Here is a 21,975-nt window from a genome sequence, read left to right as displayed (position 1 = left end):
TGTGAGGGTGGCGAAAGCTTAGCGGCGCTCGGTGACAGTTTTTAGTAACCAAACGACAGATGGATGTAATCATCCGGCTGCGCTACCCCGGTCGGAAAGCGGGAAATCGTCTGATCGAAACCGCCGCTGTTCCGACGATTTCCCGTTACCGGCCTCGCCTGCCGACCCTGGCGCTAAACCGTCCCCGGCAACGCGCTCGACACGAGCACGGCGGCCACCATCAGCACGCCGGCCAGCACGACCGCCTCGATCCGCAACACCGCGCCGAACCGTCGCAACAGGCCGGCCGGCGTCGCGGCCGCCGGATCCTTCAGCGCGGCCAGCAGCTTCGGCATCTCGAAGAAGCGGTTGTGTCCGCCGAGCGCCGCCGCGATCAGCACGAGCGCGAGCTTGAACAGCAGGATCTGTCCGTACGTCGACCCGAGCAGGTTCGCGGGCGTATCGACACCGCGCCAGCCGTTGTAAGCGCCGGTCGCGAACAGCACGATCAACGCATACGTCGACGCATCGGACAGCGACTGCACGAACGATGCGCCGGTCGCGCGTTCGCTCGCGGGCATGCCGTCAAGACGCGGCATCACGCCGAACGCCGTCACGAACACGAGCCCGACCCACGCGCTGATCGCCAGCAGATGCAGCCAGTCGACCCATACCGGCACGCTGAACAGGCCCGCGTCGACCGGATGCCCGCCGTTGCTGCGCGCGAGTGCGACGCCCGCGAGCGCGGCCCAGATCGCGAACGGAAAGCGCGTATCGTTCGCACGCCGGAACAACGACAGCAGCACGACGACCGCCGCGAACACCGCGCCGGCCAGCCACGCGTGACCGAAGCCGGTGCCGGCGAGCATCGCGCGGACGGACGGCCACGCGTCCAGCATCGACACGTCGCTCATCAGCGCGCAATGCGCCCAGAACGCGGTGACGCTCGCGAGCAGCGACACGCTGGACGCGATGCGCAGCGTCGCGACGAGACGCCGCGCGATGCCGCGCTGCCACGCCGACTCGCCGCGCGCGAGCCAGTGGCTGCCGAGCAGCGCGCCGACGACGACGGCGAACCCGGTGTTCTGGATCGCCACCGACACGAGCCTCAAAAGGCCGACGAAGCCCTCGTTCACCCCTTCACCCTGAACGAATAGGCGCCCTTGGTGCGATGCGCGTCGGCCGTCATCGCCACCCACTGCACCGTGTACGCGCCGGGCGCGAGCTTCGGTATCGCGACGGTCATCACGCGCGGGTTCGACGCATCGACTTTCGCCTTTTCGTGCGCGACGGCATTGCCGTTCGCGTCCGACACCTTCACCGAGCTGAACGCCGGTTCGAGGTCTTCGTTGAACGTCAGCCGCAACGTGTCGGGCGCGGTGTCGACCGCGCTGCCCGTCGCCGGTGCGGCGCTTTCCAGCTTGCCGTGCGCGAATGCCGCGGCCGGCACGGCGGCGGCGATCGCGCCGGCCGCGGCGAGGGCGGCCAGCCGCCCGAGGGGGGTGATCTTCATGGTCATGCCCGGCGTCACGGCTTCTTCAGCTCGACGACGGTCAACGCGCCGCCCACGTCCTCGGCGACGAAGTCGACCTTGTCGCCCACCTTCACCTGCGACAGCATCGCCGGGTCCTTCACCTTGAACGCCATCGTCATCGCGTCCATCCCGAGGTTGTCCAGCGGGCCATGCTTGATCGTCAGCTTGCCGGTGCCCGTGTCGATCTTGCGGATCTCGCCGTGCGACATCTCGTGCTTCGCGGCGGCGCCCTGCATCGCGCCGCCGCTCATATCCATGCCGGCCATGTCGCCGGCCGCGTACGACGCGGCGGAAAACGCCAGCATGCAACCCGTTGCAACCGAAACCAGTTCCTTCTTCATCGTGCGTGCTCCTGAGTGAATGAAACGAAAACCGGCGGCCGCGTCATCACGGCCGCCGCATGCTGCCCGCGGCTCAACCGTCCGGCAATTCGCCGGTGTATTCGTACGCGACGGTGCCCTTCGGATGCCGGAACCAGCCCGGATCGCGATAATCGTTGCGGCCGAGGCCCTGCCGGACCTTCAGCACCGTGAACATGCCGCCCATCTCCAGCGGCCCGAACGGGCCGGTGCCCGTCATCATCGGCAGCGTGTTGTCGGGCAGCGGCATTTCCATGCCGCCCATCGCGCCGCCCGTGCTGCCCATCGCCATGTAGTCGGGTACGAGCTTGCCGATCTTCTTCGCGAGATCCTTCTGCGGCACGCCGATCAGGTTCGGCACCTGATGACCCATCGCATTCATCGTGTGATGCGACTTGTGGCAATGGAACGCCCAGTCGCCCGGACGATCGGCGGTGAACTCGATCGCGCGCATCTGGCCGACCGCGACATCGGCCGTCACCTCCGGCCAGCGCGCCGCCGGCGGAATCCAGCCGCCGTCGGTGCCGGCCACCTCGAAGCTGTAGCCGTGCAGGTGGATCGGATGATTCGTCATCGTCAGGTTGCCGAAACGAATCCGCACGCGGTCGCCCGCCCGCACCGGCAGCGGGTCGATGCCCGGGAACACGCGCGAGTTGAACGTCCACATGTTGAAGTCGGTCATCTCGTTCACGCGCGGCGTGTAGCTGCCCGGATCGATGTCGTACGCGGCGAGCAGAAAGACGAAGTCGCGATCGACCGGCATCGTCGCGCGATCCTTCGGATGCACGATGAACATGCCCATCATCCCCATCGCCATCTGCACCATCTCGTCGGCGTGCGGGTGATACATGAACGTGCCGTGCGCCTCCAGCTGGAACTCGTAGACGAAGGTCTTGCCGGGCGGAATATGCGGCTGCGTGAGGCCGCCGACGCCGTCCATCCCGTTGGGCAGCCGCAGCCCGTGCCAATGGATCGTGGTGTGCTCGGGCAGCCGGTTCGTCACGAAGATCCGGACCTTGTCGCCTTCGACGGCCTCGATCGTCGGGCCCGGCGACTGGCCGTTGTAGCCCCACAGGTTCGCGTTCATCCCGGGCGCCATCTCGCGCACGACCGGCTCGGCCGTCAGGTGGAATTCCTTCCAGCCGTTCTTCATTCGCCACGGCAGCGTCCAGCCGTTCAGCGTCGCGACGGGCGTGTACGGGCGGCCGTTGGGCGGCACGAGCGGCGGCTGCGTGCCGGCCTTCGCCATCGTGGGCGCGTCGGGCAGCGACGCCGCGCCGGCCTTGCTGACCATCGCCGCACCGAGCAGCGCGGCGCCCGAGCCGCTGAGAAATTGTCGACGGGACACCATGTCAATGACCTTCCGGATGCGTTGCGGGCGCCGGTTGCGCCACGGGTGAAGAAGCCGGCTGCGGCGCAGCGTCGGTCGTGGGTGCGGCGGACGTGTCCGCGCGCTGCGTCGGCTGAGTCGGCTGCGCGGTCGGCAGACGGCCGCCGACGGCCGCCTGCAGATCGGTTTCGGCGAGCCAGTAATCCTTCAGCGCGTCGATGTAGCCGTTGACCGCGCCGACCTGTTCGCGCGCATCGCTCAGCAGCTCGAACACGCTCGCGAGCATCCCGTTGTAGCGCAGCAGCAGTTCGTCCGAGATCGTCTTGCGCAGCGGCACGACTTCGTCGCGATAGTGCTTCGCGACGTCGTAGCTCGTCGTGTACGCCGCGTACGATTCGCGCACGTCCGAGCGCGCGTCGATCGCCGTCTGCGCGAGCCGGTTCGCCGACTGCATGTAGACGGCCTCGGCCCGCGCGACCTTCGCGCCGCCCCAGTCGAACAGCGGAATCTCGACGCTGATCTCGTAGCCGTGCTCGTGCCCCTTGCCGGTCTCGTAGTTGTTCACGTAGCCGAGATCGACCGCGTTGACGAAGCGCGTCGCCTTGCTGAGCCCGAGCGACGACGCGACGCCCTGCGTCTGCAGCTTCGCGGCCTGGATGTCGAGGCGGTTGTTCATCGCATAGCGTTCGAGATCGGGCAGATCGGGGCGTGCCTTCGGCAGCTCGGGCAAGCGCTCGGGCAGCGCGTACCGCGTGCGCTCGCCCCACAGCCCCATCGCGCGCGTGAGCTTCTCGCGCGCGGCCACGGCCTGCTGCTGCGCCTTCGCCTGCTGCGCGACGGCATCCGCATGGAATGCCTGCTCGCGCGCATAGTCGAGCCGGCTGAAGTTGCCGGCCTGGCGCATGCGCAGCGCGAGCTCGGCGCCGGCGCTCGCGGCGTCGCGGACCTGTCGAGCATAATTCGCGGCCTGTTCGGCGGCGACGGCTTCGACATACGCGCGGCGCGCGTCGGCCGCGACCTTCAGCATCGCGTCGGCGGTTTCGAGCCGGGTCTGCTCGAAGCGGCGGCGTTCGATGTTCGTCACGAGCGGCAGCGTCAGCAGCGCGAACACGTTGGCCGAGAACGTGCGGCCGAGGCTCAGCTCGCCGTCGCCGGCCCGCGTGCGGCTGAACGAGAAGCGCGGGTTCGGCAGCCGGCCGGCCTGCACGAGATCGGCCTCCGACAGTCCGAGTTCCGCGTACGACGCCTGCAGCCCACGGTTGTTCAGCAGCGCGAGCTGCACCGCGTCGTCCATCGACAGCGGTTTCTCGAGCAGTTCCTTCGTCCGCTTGTCGACGGCTGCGCGGTCGGCATCGGTCCTGACGATGACGGCGTCCTTCCCGATGCGCTCCGATGCGACGGACGACACGGCGTCGAAGCCGCCGTCCTTCGAGAACGTGGTGCAGCCGGCGAGGAATGCCAGCGCGAGCACGGTCGCGCCGATTCGCGGTGAAATCGCAAGTCTCGTCATTGCGCGGCCCCTCCGTGCATCGAATGGGCCGAGCCGCCCGCCGCATTTTCGGGTTTCGCGTGTCCAGTGGTGTTTCCCTTCGCCGGCCGCGCCGTCACGTCCCGGTTCAGTTGCTTCCAGCCCGGGCCTGCGTCGTCCCGATACGGCATGTAGCCGTCGAACGCGGACGTCACCGTGACGTCCGGCACCGACGCGGCCGCGTCGGCCGGATCGGGAAAGGCGGTTTGCGCGGGCGCGAGCGACGGCACGAGCGCCGCCGCGCCAAGCAGCGCCGCAGTAATCAATCGCATGGATGTTTCTCGTCGTGAGTCGTGCGGCGGACGTCGCGCGTTCGCCGGCACGGTTTGCGGATCGCGGCCGTTTGGCCGCGGGCACGGACTAGATTGAAATCCGGCGTGGCGGCCGGTCGATGCCGCCGGTCAAAAACGACACGACGACCGTCGACGGTGCGGACGAGACGATCGCGAGGCCGACGTCCGACGTAACGGACACGGCAGGCGCCTCCGCCATGCCCGAGCCGAAACAGCAGGACCCGCAGGCGGGACAAGGCGTCGCATGGCGTGCGTGGTCGTCGTCCTCATGCCGCTCGCCGTGCGCGCCCGGCATCGCATGCGACGCGGCCTGGGCATCGACGCCGCCCCCCGCGTGCGGCACGGCAGCGCCCGCGCATGGCGTCGACACGGTCGCGAACGACTGGATCGGCACACACAGCGCCAGCAGCACGACGAGGATGAATTTGCGCCAGTACGACATGGATGCGGAATCACGCAGACAATGACCGGATGAACGGGAGCAGCGCCGCGACGACGCGCTCCGGATACAAGACGGCCGCAGCTTATCGCCGCCGGCGTGACGACGACATGGCCGAAACATGACCGAATTTTCATGAAGCGCGGCGACGCATCGCACGCATGCTTCATGAAAATTCCGTCATCCGGCGGTCATCTTTCGCGCACGCGCTGCGCCGTAAGCTCACGCGTTACACTGACCGGCTGGAATCACGAACGGCCTGCTCCACCATGCGGATACTGATAGTCGAAGACGAACCCAAGATGGCGTCGTACCTCCGCAAGGGGCTGACGGAGGCGAGCTACACGGTCGACGTGGCCGAAAACGGCCAGGACGGGCTGTTCCTCGCGCTGCACGAGGATTTCGATCTCGTCGTGCTCGACGTGATGCTGCCGGAACTGGACGGCTTCGAGGTGCTCCGCCGGCTGCGCGCGCAGAAGCAGACGCCGGTGCTGTTGCTGACGGCCCGGGAGGCGGTCGAGGACAAGGTCACGGGGCTCGAACTGGGCGCCGACGACTACCTGCTGAAACCGTTCGCGTACGCGGAGTTCCTCGCCCGCATCCGTTCGCTGCTGCGGCGCGTGCCGCGCAATTCCCGCGAAATCCTGCAAATCGCCGATCTCGAAGTCGACCTGATCAAGCGCCGCGTGCGGCGCGCCGACGCCCGCATCGACCTGACCGCGCAGGAGTTCGCGCTGCTGCAGCTGCTCGCGGAACGCGAGGGCGAGGTGCTGACGCGCACCTTCATCACGTCGCAGATCTGGGACATGAATTTCGACAGCGACACGAACGTCGTCGATGCGGCGATCAAGCGCCTGCGCGCGAAGATCGACAACGCATACGAGAAAAAGCTGATCCACACGATCCGCGGGATGGGCTACGTGCTCGAGGATCGCGCGTGACAAGCGGCCCCGCACCCTATTCGCTGCTCCGGCGCCTGACGCTCGCGTTCGCGGTCGTGGCCGCGCTCGTGTTCGCGCTGACCGGCGCGTATCTGTATCGATCGCTGTCCGCCGAGTTGACCCGGCGCGACGACATCGAGATCGCCGGCAAGCTCAACCAGTTCCTGCAGCTCGCGCGGGCGAGCGGCTCGACCGCCGCGTTGCGCGCCGATCCGGCCGTCTTCCATGAAGTGCTGCTGTCGCATCCGGGCGTCTATCTCGGCATCTACGACGGCGCGAACCATCCGCTCGTCGAACACACCGACGAAGCCGGCCACTCGCTCGCGTCGGTGATCGCGCGGCCGCAGCCGGCCGGTGCAGCGGGCGCGGCGGCCAGCCCGTTCACGTGCTCGCCGCCCGGCATCGGCACGTCGCGCTGCGTCCGTGCGCGCGCCACGCTGCCGTCGGGCGAAACCGTTCAGGTCGCGCTGGCGCGCACGGCGGCGGATCGCCAGTCGCTGCTGGAAAGCTATCGCGTCGACATCTGGCTCGCGGCCGCGCTCGGCGCGCTGCTGGTCGGCGCGCTCGGCTACGCGGTCGCGTCGCGCGGCCTGCGTCCGGTCGAGAGCCTCGGCCGGCAGACGTCGCGCATCGAGGCGCACAACCTGACTGCGCGCCTCGATGCGCGCGGCGGTCCGATCGAGCTGCGCGAGCTCGCCACGTCGGTCAACCGGATGCTCGACCGGCTCGAGCGCGCGTTCGTGCGGCTGTCGCAGTTTTCGTCCGATCTCGCGCACGACATGCGCACGCCGCTCGCGAACGTGATCAGCTCGTCGCAGGTCACGCTGTCGCGTGCCCGCACCACCGAGGAATACGAAGCGCTGATCGATTCGAATATCGAGGAATGCGAACGACTTCAGCGGATGATCGAGAACATGCTGTTTCTCGCGCGCACGGACAATGCGCAACAGCACCTGAAGACGGTCGAACTCGACGCGGGCAACGAATTGCGCCGGCTCGCGTCGTATTTCCAGGCGCTGGCCGACGAGACCGGCGTGCGCCTCGACGTGCACGGCGCAGCGCCGGTCGTCGCGGACGCGACGCTGTTCCGGCGCGCCGTCAGCAACCTCGTCTCGAACGCGCTCGAACACGCGGAAGCCGGATCGACGATCGAGCTGGCCGTATCGACCCGGCCCGGCTACGCGGTCGTCGAAGTCACGAACCGCGGCGTCGCGATTCCGCCCGAACAGATCGAGCGGATCTTCGAGCGCTTCTACCGGATCGATTCGTCGCGGCACGGCGCGGCGCGCAACACCGGGCTCGGGCTCGCGATCGTCAAGTCGATCGTCGAGCTGCATCGCGGCAAGGTCGAGGTCGCGAGCCGCGACGGACGGACGACCTTCGCGCTGCACTTCCCCGCCCGCGTTTCATGACATGCGGACGATGCCGCCGCGCGCGCATGCCGATTGCTTCCCGACACGCCATGGCATCCGTCACGACGCGGCTTGACCGCGCGCTTGCCGAAAGCGGCCGGCTCGGCTAGACTGGCCCTCGTCTTTGGGGAGTAGCCTGCTTTCCATCCCCGGAAAGCGAACGCGTCAACACACTCGGCCTGCGGCCGTGGCGCATTCGGCCGAATCGGTCTGGCGAGACCATCGACGCATCGCGTCGTTCCTGGTCGGACGTCGGCAGATGCGTCATGGTTCGTCCACGTCCGACCACGGAGTCCCCATGTTCCTTCCAGCCTTCCCCCTGCGTTTCGTTCGCTGCGTCCGTTCCGCCCCTGCCCGCGTGCCTGCCTGCGGAGGTGCCGCATGACGTTGATGCTCGTCGAACTGGCGTTCATGCTGATCGTCATCCTGGTCGCCGCCGAACTCTTCACGAATGCGCTCGAACATCTCGGCGAGCGGCTGAAGATTTCAGAAGGCGTGACCGGTTCGCTGTTCGCCGCCGTCGGCACCGCGCTGCCCGAAACGATGGTGCCGTTGCTCGCGCTCGCGGGCGGCACGTCGAACGCGGCCGTGAACGAGGAAATCGGCGTCGGCGCGATTCTCGGCGCGCCGCTGATGCTCGCGACGCTGACGACCTTCCTCATGACGCTCGCCGTGATCCGCTCACGCGGACTGACCGGCACGATCGCGCCCGAGCGCACCGGCTTCGTGCGCGACCTGAACTACTTCATCGCCGCCTTCACGCTCGCCACCATCGCGATGTTCGTCCCGCATCACGTGTGGGCGGTCCGCGCGCTGCTCGCCGCGATGCTGGTCGGCATCTACGTGATGTACGTCTTGATGACGTTCCGCGCGTCGACGCAACTCGTCGACGCCGGGCACGGCACCGAGGCGCCGCATGCGATGTTCCTGTCGCGCGTCGGGCTGCCGACCAACCTGGCGACCATCGCGCTGCAACTCGCGCTCGGCGTCGCGTTGCTGGTCGGCGGCGCGAAGGGCTTCATTCACGGCGTCGAGGGCGTGTCGCACCTGCTCGGAATTTCCGCGCTGCTGCTGTCGCTGATCATCGTGCCGATCGCGACGGAATTGCCGGAAAAGGTCAACAGCGTGCTGTGGATCCGCCGCAAGAAGGACACGCTCGCGTTCGGCAACATCACCGGCGCGATGGTGTTCCAGGGCACGCTGCTGCCGGCGATCGGCATCATGCTGACGCCGTGGGAACCGCGCCCCGAAGTGCTGACCGGCGTGGTCATCACGCTCGCGGCGGCGGTGTGGCTGCGCGTGAATGCGCGTGCGCGCGGGCTCGCGATCTGGGCGTTGCTGGCGAACGGCGCCGGGTACGTCGGCTATCTGTTCGTGACGCTGACGCGCTGAAGGCGCGGATCGGGCGGTCGCCCGACGACGCTCGACGCGGGCGGCCGTGCCGCCCGCCTTCCCGCGCTTACGACACCTTCACGAGCTTGACGATCGTCAGCGTGCCGTTGACGTTCTCGACGCGGACCTTCACCTTGTCGCCCGCGTGAACCTCGGCGAGCATGGCCGCGTCCTTCGCCTTGAACGCCATCGTCATCGCCGGCATCCCGACGTTCTCGAGCGCGCCGTGCTTCAGCGTGATCTTGCCGCTCGCGAGGTCGATCTTCTTCACCTCGGCATCGGTCAGCACGGCATTCGATTCCGCTGCGGCACCCGACGACATCTTCATGCCGGACATGTCCATGCCCGACATGTCGCCCGCAGCCAATGCGGGTACGGCGAACGCGCCGGCGGCGAAAACGGCGGCGGCGGTGGCGATCAATTGATTCATCTTCATCGAGATTCTCCGGTTGGGGTGGATGGCACGTTCATGCCGTGAGGAACTGCATCGGACTGCCGCTGACGGCTCGCGCCTCGCGCGCGACGGCGCTGAAGCAGAAGCCATGCGGCGGGAATGACGAACATCGACAGCAAAGGCGCGGTGACCATGCCGCCGACCATCGGCGCAGCGATACGCTGCATCACTTCGGAGCCGGCGCCGTGTCCGACCATGATCGGCACGAGGCCGGCCAGCACGACGGCGACCGTCATCGCTTTCGGCCGCACGCGCAGCACCGCGCCTTCGCGAATCGCGTCGAGCAGCACCGCATCGGTCAGCGGCGCGCCGGCATCCAGGCGGCGCCGCAGCGCGCCCTTCAGGTACAGCAGCATCACGACGCCGAACTCGGCGGCCACGCCCGCCAGCGCGATGAAGCCCACCGATGTCGCGACCGACACCGCATGGCCCAACGCCCAGACGAGCCAGAAGCCGCCGACCAGCGCGAACGGCACCGTCGACATCAGCAGCAGCGCATCGGCCGCCGAGCGGAACGTGACGAACAGCAGCACGAAGATCACGACGAGCGTCAGCGGCACCACGGTGCGCAGCGTCGCCGCCGCGCGTTCGAGATACTCGAACTGCCCCGACCACGCGATCGAATAGCCGGGTGGCAACGCGACCCGTTGCGCGACCGCCTGCTGCATCGCGCGAACCGCCGTGCGCAGGTCGGTGCCGCGCAGGTCGACGTACACGTAGCCGGACAGCCGCGCGTTCTCGCTGCGGATCATCGGCGGCCCGTCGGCGATCGCGATGCGCGCGACGTCGCCGAGGCGGATCTGCGCGCCGCGCGCGGTGACGACCGGCAGTTGCCGCAGGTTCTCGAGCGAATCGCGGATTTCGCGCGGATAGCGGATGTTGATCGGGAAGCGCTCGCGCCCCGCGATCACTTCGCCGACATCCTCGCCGCCCACCGCCGACGACACGACCGCCTGGACGTCGGCCACCGACAGCCCGTAGCGCGCGGCCGCGAGCCGGTTGACGTCGACGTCGATGTAGCGGCCGCCGTTCAGCCGTTCCGCGAGCGCGGACGTGACGCCCGGCACGCGTTTCACCGCCGCCTCGACCTGCGTCGCGATCGCGTCGATTCCCGTCAGGTCCGGCCCGGAAATCTTCACGCCGACCGGCGTCTTGATGCCGGTGGACAACATGTCGAGCCGGTTGCGGATCGGCGGCACCCACACGTTCGACAGGCCCGGCACCTTCACCGTCCGGTCGAGTTCGTCGACGAGTTTCTCCGGCGTCATCCCCGGCCGCCATGCGCTGCGCGGCTTGAAGCGGATCGTGGTTTCGAACATCTCGAGCGGCGCGGGATCCGTCGCCGTATCCGCGCGCCCCGACTTGCCGAACACCGTGTCGACCTCGGGCACGGTCTTGATCAACCGGTCGGTCTGCTGCAGCAGTTCACCCGCCTTGTCGGCCGAGATGCCCGGCAGCGCGGTCGGCATGTACAGCAGGTCGCCCTCGTCGAGCGGCGGCATGAACTCGCCGCCGAGCCGCGACAACGGCACGACGGTCAGCAACAGCGCGACGATCGCGACGCCGATCGCGAACCACGGGCGCCGCAGCGTCGCTTCGAGCAGCGGCCGGTACACGCGGACGAGCACGCGGTTGATCGGATTCGCGTGCTCGGGCGGAATGCGGCCGCGCACGAGATACCCCATCAGCACCGGCACCAGCGTCACCGACAACCCGGCCGCGGCGGCGATCGTGTAGGTCTTCGTGAACGCGAGCGGCGCGAACAGCTTGCCTTCCTGCCCTTCGAGCGAAAACACCGGAATGAACGACAGCGTGATGATCAGCAGCGAGAAGAACAGTGCCGGCCCGACCTCCGCGGCCGATGTCGCGACCAGCTCCCAGCGGCGCGCGGCCGTGATCGGCTCGCCGGGATGCGCATGGTCGTACGCCTCGAGATGCTTGTGTGCGTTCTCGATCATCACGATCGCCGCATCGATCATCGCGCCGATCGCGATCGCGATGCCGCCCAGCGACATCAGGTTCGCGTTCACGCCCTGATGACGCATCACGATGAACGCGGCGAGCACGCCGAGCGGCAGCGACAGGATCGCGACGAACGCGCTGCGCAGGTGGAACAGGAACACCGCGCAGACGATCCCGACGATCACGAACTCCTCGATCAGCTTGTCCCTGAGGTTGTCCACCGCGCGCTCGATCAGTTGCGAGCGGTCGTAGGTCGTGACGACGTCGACGCCGGGCGGCAGCGAACGCTTCAGATCGGCAAGCTTCGCCTTCACCGCATCGATCGTCGTCAGCGCGTTCTTGCCCGACCGCATCACGACGACGCCGCCCGTCACCTCGCCCTGCCCGTTCAGCTCCGCGATCCCGCGCCGCATCGCCGGGCCGACCTGGATGCGCGCGACGTCGCCGAGCAGCACCGGCGTGCCGGCGTCGTCGGTGCGCAGCACCACGTGCCGGAAGTCGTCGAGCGTGCGCAGGTAGCCGGACGAACGCACCATGTACTCCGACTCGGCCAGCTCGACGACCGATCCGCCCGATGCCTGGTTCGCCTTGCCGAGCGCGTCCGCGACCGCCGCCTGCGTGATCCCGTACGCGCGCAGCCTGTCCGGGTCGAGCACGACCTGGTACTGGCGCACCATGCCGCCGATGCTCGCCACTTCCGATACGTCCGGCACGGCTTTCAGCTCGAACTTCAGGAACCAGTCGTTGAGCGCACGCAGTTGCCCGAGGTCGTGACGGCCGGTGCGGTCGACCAGCGCGTACTCGTACACCCAGCCGACACCGGTCGCATCCGGCCCGAGCGACACGGTCGCGCCGGCGGGCAGGCGGCTCTGCACCTGGCTCAGGTATTCGAGCACGCGCGAACGCGCCCAGTACGGGTCGGTATGGTCGTCGAACAGCACATAGACGAACGCGTCGCCGAACGACGAGTACGCGCGAACGGTTTTCGCGCCCGGCACGCCGAGCAGCGTCGTCGTCAGCGGATAGGTGACCTGATCCTCGACGACCTGCGGCGCCTTGCCCGGATACGACGCCTTCACGATCACCTGCGTGTCCGACAGGTCGGGCAGCGCGTCGAGCGGCGTCTGCCGCAGCGAATGAACGCCCCATGCCGCGATCAGCACGGTGGCGAGCAGCACCAGGAAGCGGTTGCGGACGGACCAGCGAATCACGTGCGCGATCATCGTGCGCCTCCCTGCGGCTCGACCTTCGTCAGTCGATAACCGTCATCGGTCTGCTCGAACGCGAAACGCACGGTCTGGCCGGCCTTCACGTCCGCGAACGCGTGCGCCGATGGCTTGCCGAACGCCATCGTCATCGCGCCCCAGCCGAGCGCCGGCACCGGCTGATGCGAGAACGTGATGTCGTCGTCGGTCACCTTCTCGACCTTGCCGATCGTTTCGTACACCGGAGGGGTTGCGACGGCGGACGCGGCCGTCGCGCTGGCGCCGGCCGCGCGCGCCAGCCGCGGCAACACGCTTTTCAGGCTCGCTTCCGAATCGATCAGGAACTGCCCTGATGCCACCACCGTATCGCCTTCGTGCAATCCGTCGAGCACTTCCGTGTCGCCGCCGATGTCGTTGCCCACCGTCACCGACACCGGCTGCAGACGGCCGTCGCCGTTCTTCACGATGACGATCGAGCGCGTGCCGGTCGCGATCACCGATTCGGACGGCACCAGCAGGCGCGACACCGACTTGCGCGCCGCGACGCGCACGCGCACGCGCATCAGCATGCCGGGCGTCAGCTCGAGCGCCGCGTTGTCGATCGCCACGCGTGCCTGCAGCGTGCGGCTGCCCGTGCTGATACCAGGCAGCACTTCGCGGATGCGGCCGGTGAAGTGCCGTGCCGGGTCGCCCGCGAAGGTTGCGTCGACCGACATTCCCGGCTGCACGTTCAGCGCGAGCGCTTCCGGCACCTCGACGACGAGCCAGAGCGTCGCCAGCCCGGCGATCTTCGCGAGCGTCTGCCCCGGCGCGACCATCGCGCCGTCCCGCACGTTCAGCTCGCTGACGATGCCGGTTTCCGGCGCGCTCAGCACGACGTGCGTCTGCGCGCGGCCGGTGCGATCGAGCGCGGCGATCATCGCGTCGGGTATCGACAGCGCACGCATCCGTGCGCGGGACGCGTCGAGCAGCGTGCCGTCCATCCCGCCCCGCTTGAGCGCGAGATATTCCTCCTGCGGCGCAAGCCATTCCGGCACGAACAGCGATGCGATCGGCGCGCCCTTCTCGATGCGCTGCATCGGCGTCCGCGCGTAAAGCCGGTCGATGTAGCCGGTGACGCGCGACTGCACGACGTCCGCGCGCGATTCGTCGAATTGCGTCGTGCCCACCGCATCGAAACCGTCCGCCGTCTGCTGGCGGCGCACGACTGCATAGCGGATGCCGAGGTTCTGCTGCAGGCCCGGATCGATCCGGATGCCCGGTGCGCCACCGGCTTCATCCGCATAGACGGGCTGCAGCTGCATGTCCATGAACGGCGATTTCCCCGGCTTGTCGAAATGCTGGTTCGGCACCATCGGGTCGTGCCAGTACAGCACCTTGCGTCCCGCCTGCGGATCGGGCATGGCCGCCGTCGTTCCCGCGCCGCCCGCTGCATGGCGCATGCCCGCGACATACCCCGCGCCGAGCAGCGCCGCGCCGGCAACGGCCAGCGTCACCGCGCGCGCCAGTGATTGCTTCGTCATGAGGTTCTCCTTCACTGCGCGGCGACCATCGCCGACGGCACGACCTGATATTCGAGCTGCGCCCAGATTCGCGACACGTCGCGATCGAGATCGAGCACCTGCAACCGCGCGTCCAGTTGCGCGCGCCGGGCAGCGAACGTATCGGCGAGCGAACCGGTGCCGGCACGGTAGGCGGCCGTGGCGAGCTGCACGCGCTGCTCGGCGGCGGGCAACAACGCTTCGCGCAAATTCGCGATGCGTTCGCGGCCGCTGGCCAGCGTCTCGGATTGCGTGCGGATATCGGCCTGCACCTGGCGTAGCGTGTCCTCGTACATCAGGCGTGCCTTCGTCGCGAGCGCGGCCTTTTCGGCGACGTCGCGGTTCTGCCGGTTCTTGCGGTTGAGCGGCAACGGGATCGTGACGCCGACGGACACCATGTTCGAATACGCGCCGCCGCGCTGCTGGTACGCGATCTCCCACGTCCAGTTCGGGCTGCGCTCGCTGTTCGCCACCGCGGTTTCGGCCTCGGCGACCGCGATGTCGTCCGCCGCGGCGACGAGCGCCGGTTGCGACACGCGCAGTTCGTCCGGCGGCAGCGACGACACGAAGGATTCGGGCGCGGGTGGCGTGCCCGTCACGTCCGCGACGGGCACGGCCGTCCAGCGGCCGAGCGCGATGAGCGCGGTGCGATACGCCTGCCGCGCGTCGAGCACCTGATCCTGCGTCTGCGCCAGCATCGCGCGTGCCTGGACGACCTCGCCCGCGCTCGCCTTCGCGCCGCGATACGACGCCTGCGTCGCATCGAGTTCATGCCGCATGTCATCGAGCAGCGCCTGTCGAAGCGCGAGCGCCTGCTTCGCGTAGACGGCATCGAGCCAGGCCGCCGCGGTCCGCTGGCGCACCGTCGCGAGCTGCACGAGATAGTCCGCGCGTTCGCGGCCGACCTGCTCGTCAGCCAGCGCCGAGCGCAGTCGCCGCTTGTCGGCGGACACCCATTCCTGCTCGATGCCGATGCGGCGCATCGTCATGAAGTCCTGGCCGATGGTGAAGCGCTGCCCGCCGTTGACCGGCAGGTTGTCGATGCCGGCCTTGAGCATCGGGTCCGGCAACTGGCCGGCCCGGGCGGCCGCTTCGAGCCGCGCGTGTACCGACGCCTGCGCGGCCTGCATCGACGCGGAATGATCGGTGGCGGACTGCAGCGCGGCGTCCAGCGTGACGGGCGACTGCTGCGCCTGGACGGCACCCGCCGCCAGCAGCGCGGCCCACAATACGGGCGCGCGCCGATACGCACGCCGCATGCGCGGCGTGCAGAAATCGAATGACATGGTGTAACCCCAGATCGGAATCCGAATGGATTCCACGTACTGAGCACAGGACGAACCTCACCGCCTCGGCGGTGAACCGGTCAAATCGGGATCAGCTGATGCGGGGTGGACGCCACAACCCGTTCGGGTCGCGGATCGGGACGGACCGCGTGTAGTGGAAGACGATCGTGCTGGCGAGTGCAGCGGGACGGCTGACGTCGGCGCGGGCGGCCGGGTGATAGAGACTGCCGAACTGGCACTGGGCGGTCACCTTGCAGGCCATGCCTTTCGCTTTGGCCTTCGTGGTGTCGGTGGGCGACGCCTTCATCGAATCGCAGTCGCTCATGTCGGCGGGCATGGTCATGGCCGCGTTCGCGTCCATCGACATCGTGTACTGCATCGGACATTCACCGGTCAGGCCGCTCGCTGCCAGCCCGCTGATGGGCAGCACCGCGCAGAGCAGGAGCAGGATGAAGGTTCGAAGCAGTTTCATGCCCGCGATTATAGCGCCGCGATCCGCGGTGTGGCGCGACGACGTATGCGGCGTCGCTTCCTCCGCGCGGTTGCCGGCGACGCACTAGCGTGCCGGGCCGTCCGCGGCCAGAGCACCTGCCTATCGATTCGCCGCGACGCGGGCGCTAATATCTCGCATCGGCGCGGCGCCGAGAAGAAGGCAGTCGTTTGTGCCGTAGTCACAAAAAAGTTACCGACCAGGGTTCAGCACGATGAAAACGAGCGCGACGGGATGTTCCGTGGAAGCGGCGATGCGCCTGCTCGGCGGCCGCTGGCGGCGGCTGCTCGTGTCGTACTTGCTCGACGGGCCGAAGCGCTTCAGCGACCTGCGCCGCGACATGGTCATGCGCGAATTCGTGCTGTGGCTGAAGGCGCGCGATGCGCATTGCGAGGTCGAAGCGGAAACGGCGCTGCCCCAATAACCCCACATCGAGAGAAACATCATGGAACTCCATGCCACCGTCGGCGCGGCGACGTCCGACATCGACGACGACGAAAGCTGCGCGAACATCTATTGCCACGACGCGGCGCAGAACTATTGCTTCTCGCTGCTGCGCTTTCCGGAGGAAACGTCGATCGAGGTGATGGTGCTCGACCAGCTCACCGCGCACGTGAAAGATCTGACGGTGCGCCTCACGGGCGACACGATCGAAGTCGAACTCGACGAGCGCACCGCCGCGCGGCTCGACGGCAACACCCATTACGTGATTCATCTCGCACCCGGCGAGCACGATCCGGTCGTGCTGCGTGCCGCGCTCAAGGAAATCTTCGACGGCAAGAGCGGGTATCGCGACGACAGCGCAAGCACGTGACCCGGCCCGCCCGGCACTCGTCCGCATCTCACGCGTTCGCGCTTCGCTCATGACACGCGCTTCACGATTCCAGATGCTTCGCCGCCGCTGCGCACGTTCAACGTCGACGACACCGTCACGGCGCGCGTCGAACAGGCCGAAGGCTCGCGCGTCACGATCCGCTTCCTGCCGAGCGGAAAGACGCGGACGCTCGACGTCGACGTATACGACGAGGAAGGCCACTACCGGCTCGCATTGGACGACTACAACGTCGACGGCCATCGTGATCACGCCGCGCACGCACTGCTCGGCATGGTCAACTAGCGCTACGGCATCTTCATCTACGACGCCGTGCAGATTTGTCGCACCCAGCGGGGACCCTCTCCTTGCTCTTCAGTTGCGGCAACTAGAGGACTCCGATAGATCGGTCGCGACAGCAGGGACACGAACGGGTCGATCTGTTGAGGTGTTTTTCGCCCAACGGTGTGTCGACGGTGCGGCCGAAATAGCGCCGGCACGACTGGAATTCGAACAGCGGCAACCGGCTGATCGGGCGCGCTCTGATTCCCGCGTCGTGATATGGATGCCGCCGCAGCTTGGACAACGGGACCGCGGCACGTGGCTCCCGGACAACAAAGCGACGAACTGCGCGGTCCGAAAGGTCGTCAGTTCTCGTGCCTCTCGGGTGTCGTCTCCGACATCAGAACTGTGCCGTGGCCTGAAATCCGATCGTTACTCGCGCAGTAGGAAACCCGGACGGTTTGTAGATCGGTGTGCCGGCAAACAGATCGTAACCAAAGGCTCCCATTCGAGTCGCGACGCTGCCCTTCACGCCGATCACCGCGCCCGCCAGCTGCGTGCCGACGAGAGCAACCGGCTGCGGACCCCACACGCGGCCGTAGTCGACGCCCGCATAGACCGCCTGGCCGGTCTGGCCGATCGGCGCCTGCAGTTCATTGCGCCAGTAGAAGCCGCGCGACGCCGCGAGCATCGTCTCGCCGTCGAATCCGCGCACCGTATAGCGGCTGCCGATCGTCAGGTCATCGATGTAGTACAGCGTATTGCCTGTGTACTGACCGTGGAACGTCGTCACGTAGCGGAACGGCTGCTGTGCGATTGCGAACGGGACTGACAGATTCGCGTCGAGCACGGCCATCTTGTAGCGGTAGGTCGGGCCTCCGTCGGCCGACAGGGTGTCGTCCTGCGCGCCGAACGCGCCTATGCCCTGCCGGTACGCGAACGTGCCGTCGAACTGCGCGTTGCCGAAGTAATGGCGATCGGTCAGGCCAAACTCGACGAACGTGTTGTTGCGGCGCTGCTGCGGGATCTCGGTGTCCTCGATGAAGCTTTGCCCGAAGCGGCGCGACAGTCGGAACTGCGCACCGAACACGTCGTTCTGGCTGCGCGACAGCACGCGGTTCAGCTTGAAGTCGACCGTCTTCGAATTGCCGCTCGCAACGAAGGTCTGGTTTACGCCGGCGATCTGCTGGTAGTAAGTGTTCGTGTAGGCCGACAGCGTCGCCGTCCAGTAGCCCCACGGGATCGAATAGAAGCCGTTCCAGCCGTGCGAGCCGAGCCTCTTGTCGCCGAACTCAAGATCCTGGCTCACGCCGATGTTGAAGATGTCGTTCAGGCCAAGGGGATTGTCGATGCCGAGCGACAGGTTGCCCTGCAGGCGGCCGGTCGCGCGCGTACCCGAGTTGTCGATCGACGCGACGACCGTCCACGGCTTTCCACGCTTCACGTCGAGCACGACGTCGCTTTCACCCGGCACATCGGCCGGCACGATCTGCATCGACACGTCCTGGCTCGACACGCGTTTCATCTGCTCGAGGCCCTGTTCGAGGTCGCGCAGGTTCAGCAGCTCGCCGTCGCCGGTTGGAAAGGCAGTTTTCCAGGTGCCGCGGAGCTTTTCGTCGGCGAAGCGCACGTGGCGGATTACCCCGGGGATCAACGAGAGCTTCAGCGTGCCGCTCGACAGATCCTGCTCGGGCACAAGGACGCGCGTGGTGACATACCCGCGCGCCAGGATCGCTTGCGACAAGCCCTTGACCAGCACGTCGATACCTTGCTTACCGACACACGCGCCTGCGTAATGCGCGAGCCATTCGCGTGCGAAAGCGAAGCGATCAAGCGGCAATGCCGACGCGCCTTGCGATCTCAGAGAAGCAGGCAGCGTATCGGGTACGTCGAGCGCAAAACGATCGATGCGAAAGCACGGCGTTTCCGATGGCAGCGTGGGATACCCAGCGCTTGCAGCCACGTTCGAACGCACCCCGGGCGCGGTGACGATCCGCTCGCGTTCACGTGCCTCTTCTTGCTGTCGGGATTGCTGGTCGTTACCCGGAACGATCAGGCGCGGAGTTTCCTGCGCCGACACGCTCGTCACGATAAACAGCAATGCTGCGGCAGCCGAATTCCCTCGGCGAATAATTTTCATGTGTTTTTCGAATGTTTTATCGTGGATCACACAGTGTCACTCGCGCTATCGTTGCATCACTTCGAAACGATCAGATCGATTTGCGTTCGCAGCTCGCGGCGCCACCATCGCAGCACTTTCTCGCCCCGTGTGGATATCCTTCTTTTCGTTCGACTGCAAATTCTGCTCGAAGTGAGAATGTGGAGGCGAAAAATTACATTATCCAATTAAGCTGTCGATTGTAGGCGGATCGCATAGGTAGCGCCGATCAAGATTGCGATAACGACGACCAGAAGCAGGAATACTCTAAATCGTGCTCGTCTTGTGGTTGGCCAAGCACCGCTACAGTCCGCGCCACCAGAGAGAACGGCCAGCACAAGCGCAATAAGTATCGCAACCGCCAGCGTTGCCTTTGCGATTCCCGTGAATAAAATTTCTACAGATCTGCGCAACCAAGTCTGACGGAACGGACTTTTTATCGGATCTCGTAGATTGGGCCCACCATCAAACAAACCTCCACCTCTCTTTCATGAATTTTTAGAATCAAATCAGCAGCCCTGAAAGCAAGTCAGCCCTCTCTATTTCTGTGTGCAGAGCGCCCTAAAAACGCAACGAGAGTGATGGCAGCAGACAAGCCAACAAATACAAGCAGCGCAAAAGGGGTGAGGAATTCACCAAACCTAGATGCTGTAGCCTTAAAGCCAACGACCACAAGACCCGCCACAAACAACCCTAGATAGATAATTACTATCTATGCAATGAAAACCTTCCAAAGGCGAAATTTTCCGAGAATCTTTCCGAAAACTGGCCCAAAGAATCCGCCTATAAGGCCGCTTATGGATTCAATTGACATGTCTGCTCCTTACTGCTTATGAGGTTCACCTGACTTCACAATTGCCTGCGCTGCTTTGCCTGCCGCTTGGCTTAGCGCAAGCCCGATTCCACGGATTACGCCCCCCGGAATAGTCGCGATATTCATGATCGAATTCTGAATCCCCGCCCAGCCCAACATCGATGTAGTAAACATAGAGTTATAAGCTCCAAATGTCGTCGCGGTCGCCAGCCCGGCTAGTGAAAAATTCTGATTAAAACTATCGTAGAAGTTGTTCCCTTTCAGGGTTGCTACGCCAGCACCGGCCACTGCCCCCGCCCGTATACGTCGCACCGGAGACCGCTGCTCCAGCTGCTGCCGCTGTCGTCAGCGAGTACCCGGCCTGTGCGGCCTTATAGGCAGCAAACAGGTCTTGCGCATACGATACGCCTGCCGACCCGCCGGCAATAAGTTCTGGTGCAAGACCTGCAGTAGCAAGGCCACCAACGATTACCAGGCCCGCTGCCGGGTTCGCTACTGATCCCGGTAAAGCACGCTGCTCCGGCGTCAACGTGCCGTCCTTGTTCCCAGACAAGAACGGGCTGTTGTACTCCGACGCCGTCGCCTGGAACAACCCGCCACCATTCTGACTGATATAGGCCACCGCGATTGCGTCTCCTCCCGGCCCCTTGCTTGCCGCCGCATCCACCAAACGATAGCCGTTTGCCAGCAACATATTCTGCGCCTGATCCGCGGTGAGTGATTTACCGTTTTTTCTTCGTAGAACTTCGCGAAGTCCTTCGCCTTATCCTTCGCCCACTGCCGCTCATCCGGATGCAGTTGCCGATTGAACCGATCAGCCGGCCGAATCTGAACTTGCATTTCTTCTGATCACTCCACGCCCGTTCCACACTGAGATCGCCCCAGCAACAGAAAGGCCACACGTCAGAACCGGAAAGGGGTTGGGCTGTGCCGCTATCGCTAGCGCAGCGACGCCGCTGTTGATCAGGAAAACGCTGAATGCGACACGCCACACCAGTGTTGTACAGCGATTCAGGCACCGTGCCAGCAGTGCGTAGCCCACCGCGAAGCAAAGGAGATTGACGACCGTGTTTGTGATCGCCGACACGCGCTGTATTGTCGAGGCCTGCGGACCAATGCCAAGCGACACCCCACCCGTCGCCGTCATCAACAAAATCACCACTTGCAAAATCGCGAAAAGATATAGCGCTACCTGGGCGACGGCAAATTTATCCTCGATCACAGCACCGTCAAATTCTGTTTTATTCATTCTTTCTGGTCCTGCTTTCCGTCCTTCACCTTGTAGCTGTCACGTGCTTTCTTGTAGCTGTTGTCGAAGGGCTTGATCTTCAGCATATGTGCTCGACTGGAAATTCCGCCAAGGGCCATCACCGCAAAACCAAAGAGGAACGCCCCAGCTCTGATCCATCGGGGCATTTGATCAAGTCCAAGCCCGCCCGCAACCAGGCCCAAGCCAACTAAAAAAAGGACAACTCTAAGCCACCCTGAGAAATTACCGTCTTCGATGAGTCTCATTTCTTTCCCTTGTCCGCACTCGGACCGAAAATCGAATTCAACTGTTGGCCTACCCAGTTGCCGATCGTTGTTGAGAATGGCTGCTTTTTTATGAATTCGGATGCGCCATTGATTACCAGCGACGCGATAGGAATCTTATCTCCAACCACTTGACCACCCAGTGCCAAAGCACCTTCGTAAGTGTATTGACCTGCATTGGGACTTACCAGTTGAGACACGGCGTCAGCTCCGATACCTACGACCGTCGCTC

21 protein-coding genes and 1 riboswitch are annotated in these 21,975 nt (G+C 65.8%); of the genes, 5 read left to right on the top strand and 16 right to left on the bottom strand.

The features are described 5' to 3' along the window. Positions 1-173: 173 nt before the first annotated feature. The 7 genes from WS45_RS06380 to WS45_RS06350 all read right to left on the bottom strand — a co-directional run bounded on the left by WS45_RS06380 (position 174) and on the right by WS45_RS06350 (position 5,465). Positions 174-1,115 (bottom strand): copper resistance D family protein, encoded by a 942-nt coding sequence (locus WS45_RS06380; RefSeq protein WP_059698854.1) that lies wholly within the window; start codon positions 1,113-1,115, stop codon positions 174-176. After that, positions 1,112-1,492: a copper homeostasis periplasmic binding protein CopC gene (copC, locus tag WS45_RS06375; protein ID WP_059533811.1), complete on the bottom strand. Its 381-nt coding sequence runs from the start codon at positions 1,490-1,492 to the stop codon at positions 1,112-1,114. Before copC ends, WS45_RS06380 begins: the two co-directional genes overlap by 4 nt. A gap of 14 nt (positions 1,493-1,506) precedes the next feature. Then, positions 1,507-1,854 carry a copper-binding protein gene (locus WS45_RS06370; protein WP_059698852.1) on the bottom strand — a complete coding sequence of 116 codons (348 nt, stop codon included), beginning with the start codon at positions 1,852-1,854 and terminating at the stop codon, positions 1,507-1,509. A gap of 73 nt (positions 1,855-1,927) precedes the next feature. Beyond that, positions 1,928-3,223: a multicopper oxidase family protein gene (locus WS45_RS06365; RefSeq protein ID WP_059698850.1), complete on the bottom strand. Its 1,296-nt coding sequence runs from the start codon at positions 3,221-3,223 to the stop codon at positions 1,928-1,930. A gap of 1 nt (position 3,224) precedes the next feature. Continuing rightward, entirely contained in the window at positions 3,225-4,712 is a 1,488-nt protein-coding gene (locus WS45_RS06360) for a TolC family protein (protein WP_059698848.1), read from the bottom strand. Next, positions 4,709-5,002 (bottom strand): hypothetical protein, encoded by a 294-nt coding sequence (locus tag WS45_RS06355; protein WP_059698846.1) that lies wholly within the window; start codon positions 5,000-5,002, stop codon positions 4,709-4,711. The genes WS45_RS06360 and WS45_RS06355 overlap by 4 nt, the downstream gene beginning before the upstream one ends. Before the next feature lie 88 nt (positions 5,003-5,090). Next, positions 5,091-5,465 carry a hypothetical protein gene (locus WS45_RS06350; protein WP_059698844.1) on the bottom strand — a complete coding sequence of 125 codons (375 nt, stop codon included), beginning with the start codon at positions 5,463-5,465 and terminating at the stop codon, positions 5,091-5,093. 266 nt (positions 5,466-5,731) lie between these two features. On the opposite strand from WS45_RS06350, the gene WS45_RS06345 reads away from it, so the two are divergent. The 3 genes from WS45_RS06345 to WS45_RS06335 all read left to right on the top strand — a co-directional run bounded on the left by WS45_RS06345 (position 5,732) and on the right by WS45_RS06335 (position 9,207). Then, positions 5,732-6,403 (top strand): heavy metal response regulator transcription factor, encoded by a 672-nt coding sequence (locus WS45_RS06345; RefSeq protein WP_059533764.1) that lies wholly within the window; start codon positions 5,732-5,734, stop codon positions 6,401-6,403. Beyond that, positions 6,400-7,815 (top strand): heavy metal sensor histidine kinase, encoded by a 1,416-nt coding sequence (locus WS45_RS06340; protein ID WP_059692494.1) that lies wholly within the window; start codon positions 6,400-6,402, stop codon positions 7,813-7,815. Before WS45_RS06345 ends, WS45_RS06340 begins: the two co-directional genes overlap by 4 nt. A gap of 114 nt (positions 7,816-7,929) precedes the next feature. Next, a riboswitch (yybP-ykoY riboswitch) is annotated at positions 7,930-8,105 on the top strand. Positions 8,106-8,196: 91 nt separating this feature from the next. After that, positions 8,197-9,207, top strand: a complete 1,011-nt coding sequence (locus tag WS45_RS06335) for a sodium:calcium antiporter (protein ID WP_059698842.1) — start codon at positions 8,197-8,199, stop codon at positions 9,205-9,207. 67 nt (positions 9,208-9,274) lie between these two features. Here WS45_RS06335 and WS45_RS06330 read toward each other — a convergent pair whose 3' ends face one another. The 5 genes from WS45_RS06330 to WS45_RS06310 all read right to left on the bottom strand — a co-directional run bounded on the left by WS45_RS06330 (position 9,275) and on the right by WS45_RS06310 (position 16,127). After that, positions 9,275-9,643, bottom strand: coding sequence for a copper-binding protein (locus WS45_RS06330; RefSeq protein WP_059698840.1), 369 nt, complete (start codon positions 9,641-9,643; stop codon positions 9,275-9,277). Then, positions 9,640-12,846, bottom strand: a complete 3,207-nt coding sequence (locus WS45_RS06325; protein ID WP_059698838.1) for an efflux RND transporter permease subunit — start codon at positions 12,844-12,846, stop codon at positions 9,640-9,642. Before WS45_RS06325 ends, WS45_RS06330 begins: the two co-directional genes overlap by 4 nt. After that, the gene (locus WS45_RS06320) at positions 12,843-14,351 is read right to left on the bottom strand and encodes an efflux RND transporter periplasmic adaptor subunit (RefSeq protein ID WP_059698886.1); all 1,509 of its coding nucleotides are present in this window, start codon (positions 14,349-14,351) and stop codon (positions 12,843-12,845) included. The genes WS45_RS06325 and WS45_RS06320 overlap by 4 nt, the downstream gene beginning before the upstream one ends. 11 nt (positions 14,352-14,362) lie before the next feature. Beyond that, positions 14,363-15,655 carry a TolC family protein gene (locus WS45_RS06315; protein ID WP_059698836.1) on the bottom strand — a complete coding sequence of 431 codons (1,293 nt, stop codon included), beginning with the start codon at positions 15,653-15,655 and terminating at the stop codon, positions 14,363-14,365. A 91-nt stretch (positions 15,656-15,746) separates the two neighbouring features. Further along, positions 15,747-16,127, bottom strand: a complete 381-nt coding sequence (locus WS45_RS06310; RefSeq protein ID WP_059698834.1) for a hypothetical protein — start codon at positions 16,125-16,127, stop codon at positions 15,747-15,749. A 259-nt stretch (positions 16,128-16,386) separates the two neighbouring features. On the opposite strand from WS45_RS06310, the gene WS45_RS36520 reads away from it, so the two are divergent. Then, the gene (locus WS45_RS36520; RefSeq protein ID WP_223960204.1) at positions 16,387-16,569 is read left to right on the top strand and encodes a winged helix-turn-helix transcriptional regulator; all 183 of its coding nucleotides are present in this window, start codon (positions 16,387-16,389) and stop codon (positions 16,567-16,569) included. Between the two features lie 21 nt (positions 16,570-16,590). Continuing rightward, positions 16,591-16,959 (top strand): hypothetical protein, encoded by a 369-nt coding sequence (locus WS45_RS06300; RefSeq protein ID WP_059692500.1) that lies wholly within the window; start codon positions 16,591-16,593, stop codon positions 16,957-16,959. Positions 16,960-17,638: 679 nt separating this feature from the next. On the opposite strand, the gene WS45_RS06295 is transcribed toward WS45_RS06300, so the two are convergent. The 4 genes from WS45_RS06295 to WS45_RS06290 all read right to left on the bottom strand — a co-directional run bounded on the left by WS45_RS06295 (position 17,639) and on the right by WS45_RS06290 (position 21,725). After that, positions 17,639-19,378: a ShlB/FhaC/HecB family hemolysin secretion/activation protein gene (locus WS45_RS06295; protein ID WP_059698832.1), complete on the bottom strand. Its 1,740-nt coding sequence runs from the start codon at positions 19,376-19,378 to the stop codon at positions 17,639-17,641. 841 nt (positions 19,379-20,219) lie between these two features. Beyond that, complete coding sequence (locus tag WS45_RS34775; RefSeq protein ID WP_156437052.1) at positions 20,220-20,498, bottom strand: hypothetical protein; 279 nt, start codon at positions 20,496-20,498, stop codon at positions 20,220-20,222. Between the two features lie 526 nt (positions 20,499-21,024). After that, the gene (locus WS45_RS34770; protein WP_156437051.1) at positions 21,025-21,459 is read right to left on the bottom strand and encodes a hypothetical protein; all 435 of its coding nucleotides are present in this window, start codon (positions 21,457-21,459) and stop codon (positions 21,025-21,027) included. Continuing rightward, complete coding sequence (locus tag WS45_RS06290) at positions 21,456-21,725, bottom strand: hypothetical protein (RefSeq protein WP_059698830.1); 270 nt, start codon at positions 21,723-21,725, stop codon at positions 21,456-21,458. Before WS45_RS06290 ends, WS45_RS34770 begins: the two co-directional genes overlap by 4 nt. Positions 21,726-21,975: the final 250 nt, after the last annotated feature.

The organism is Burkholderia sp. RF2-non_BP3, from assembly GCF_001522185.1.
GTDB classification, from domain to species: domain Bacteria; phylum Pseudomonadota; class Gammaproteobacteria; order Burkholderiales; family Burkholderiaceae; genus Burkholderia; species Burkholderia diffusa.
This window is presented reverse-complemented; position numbering and strand designations above follow the sequence as displayed.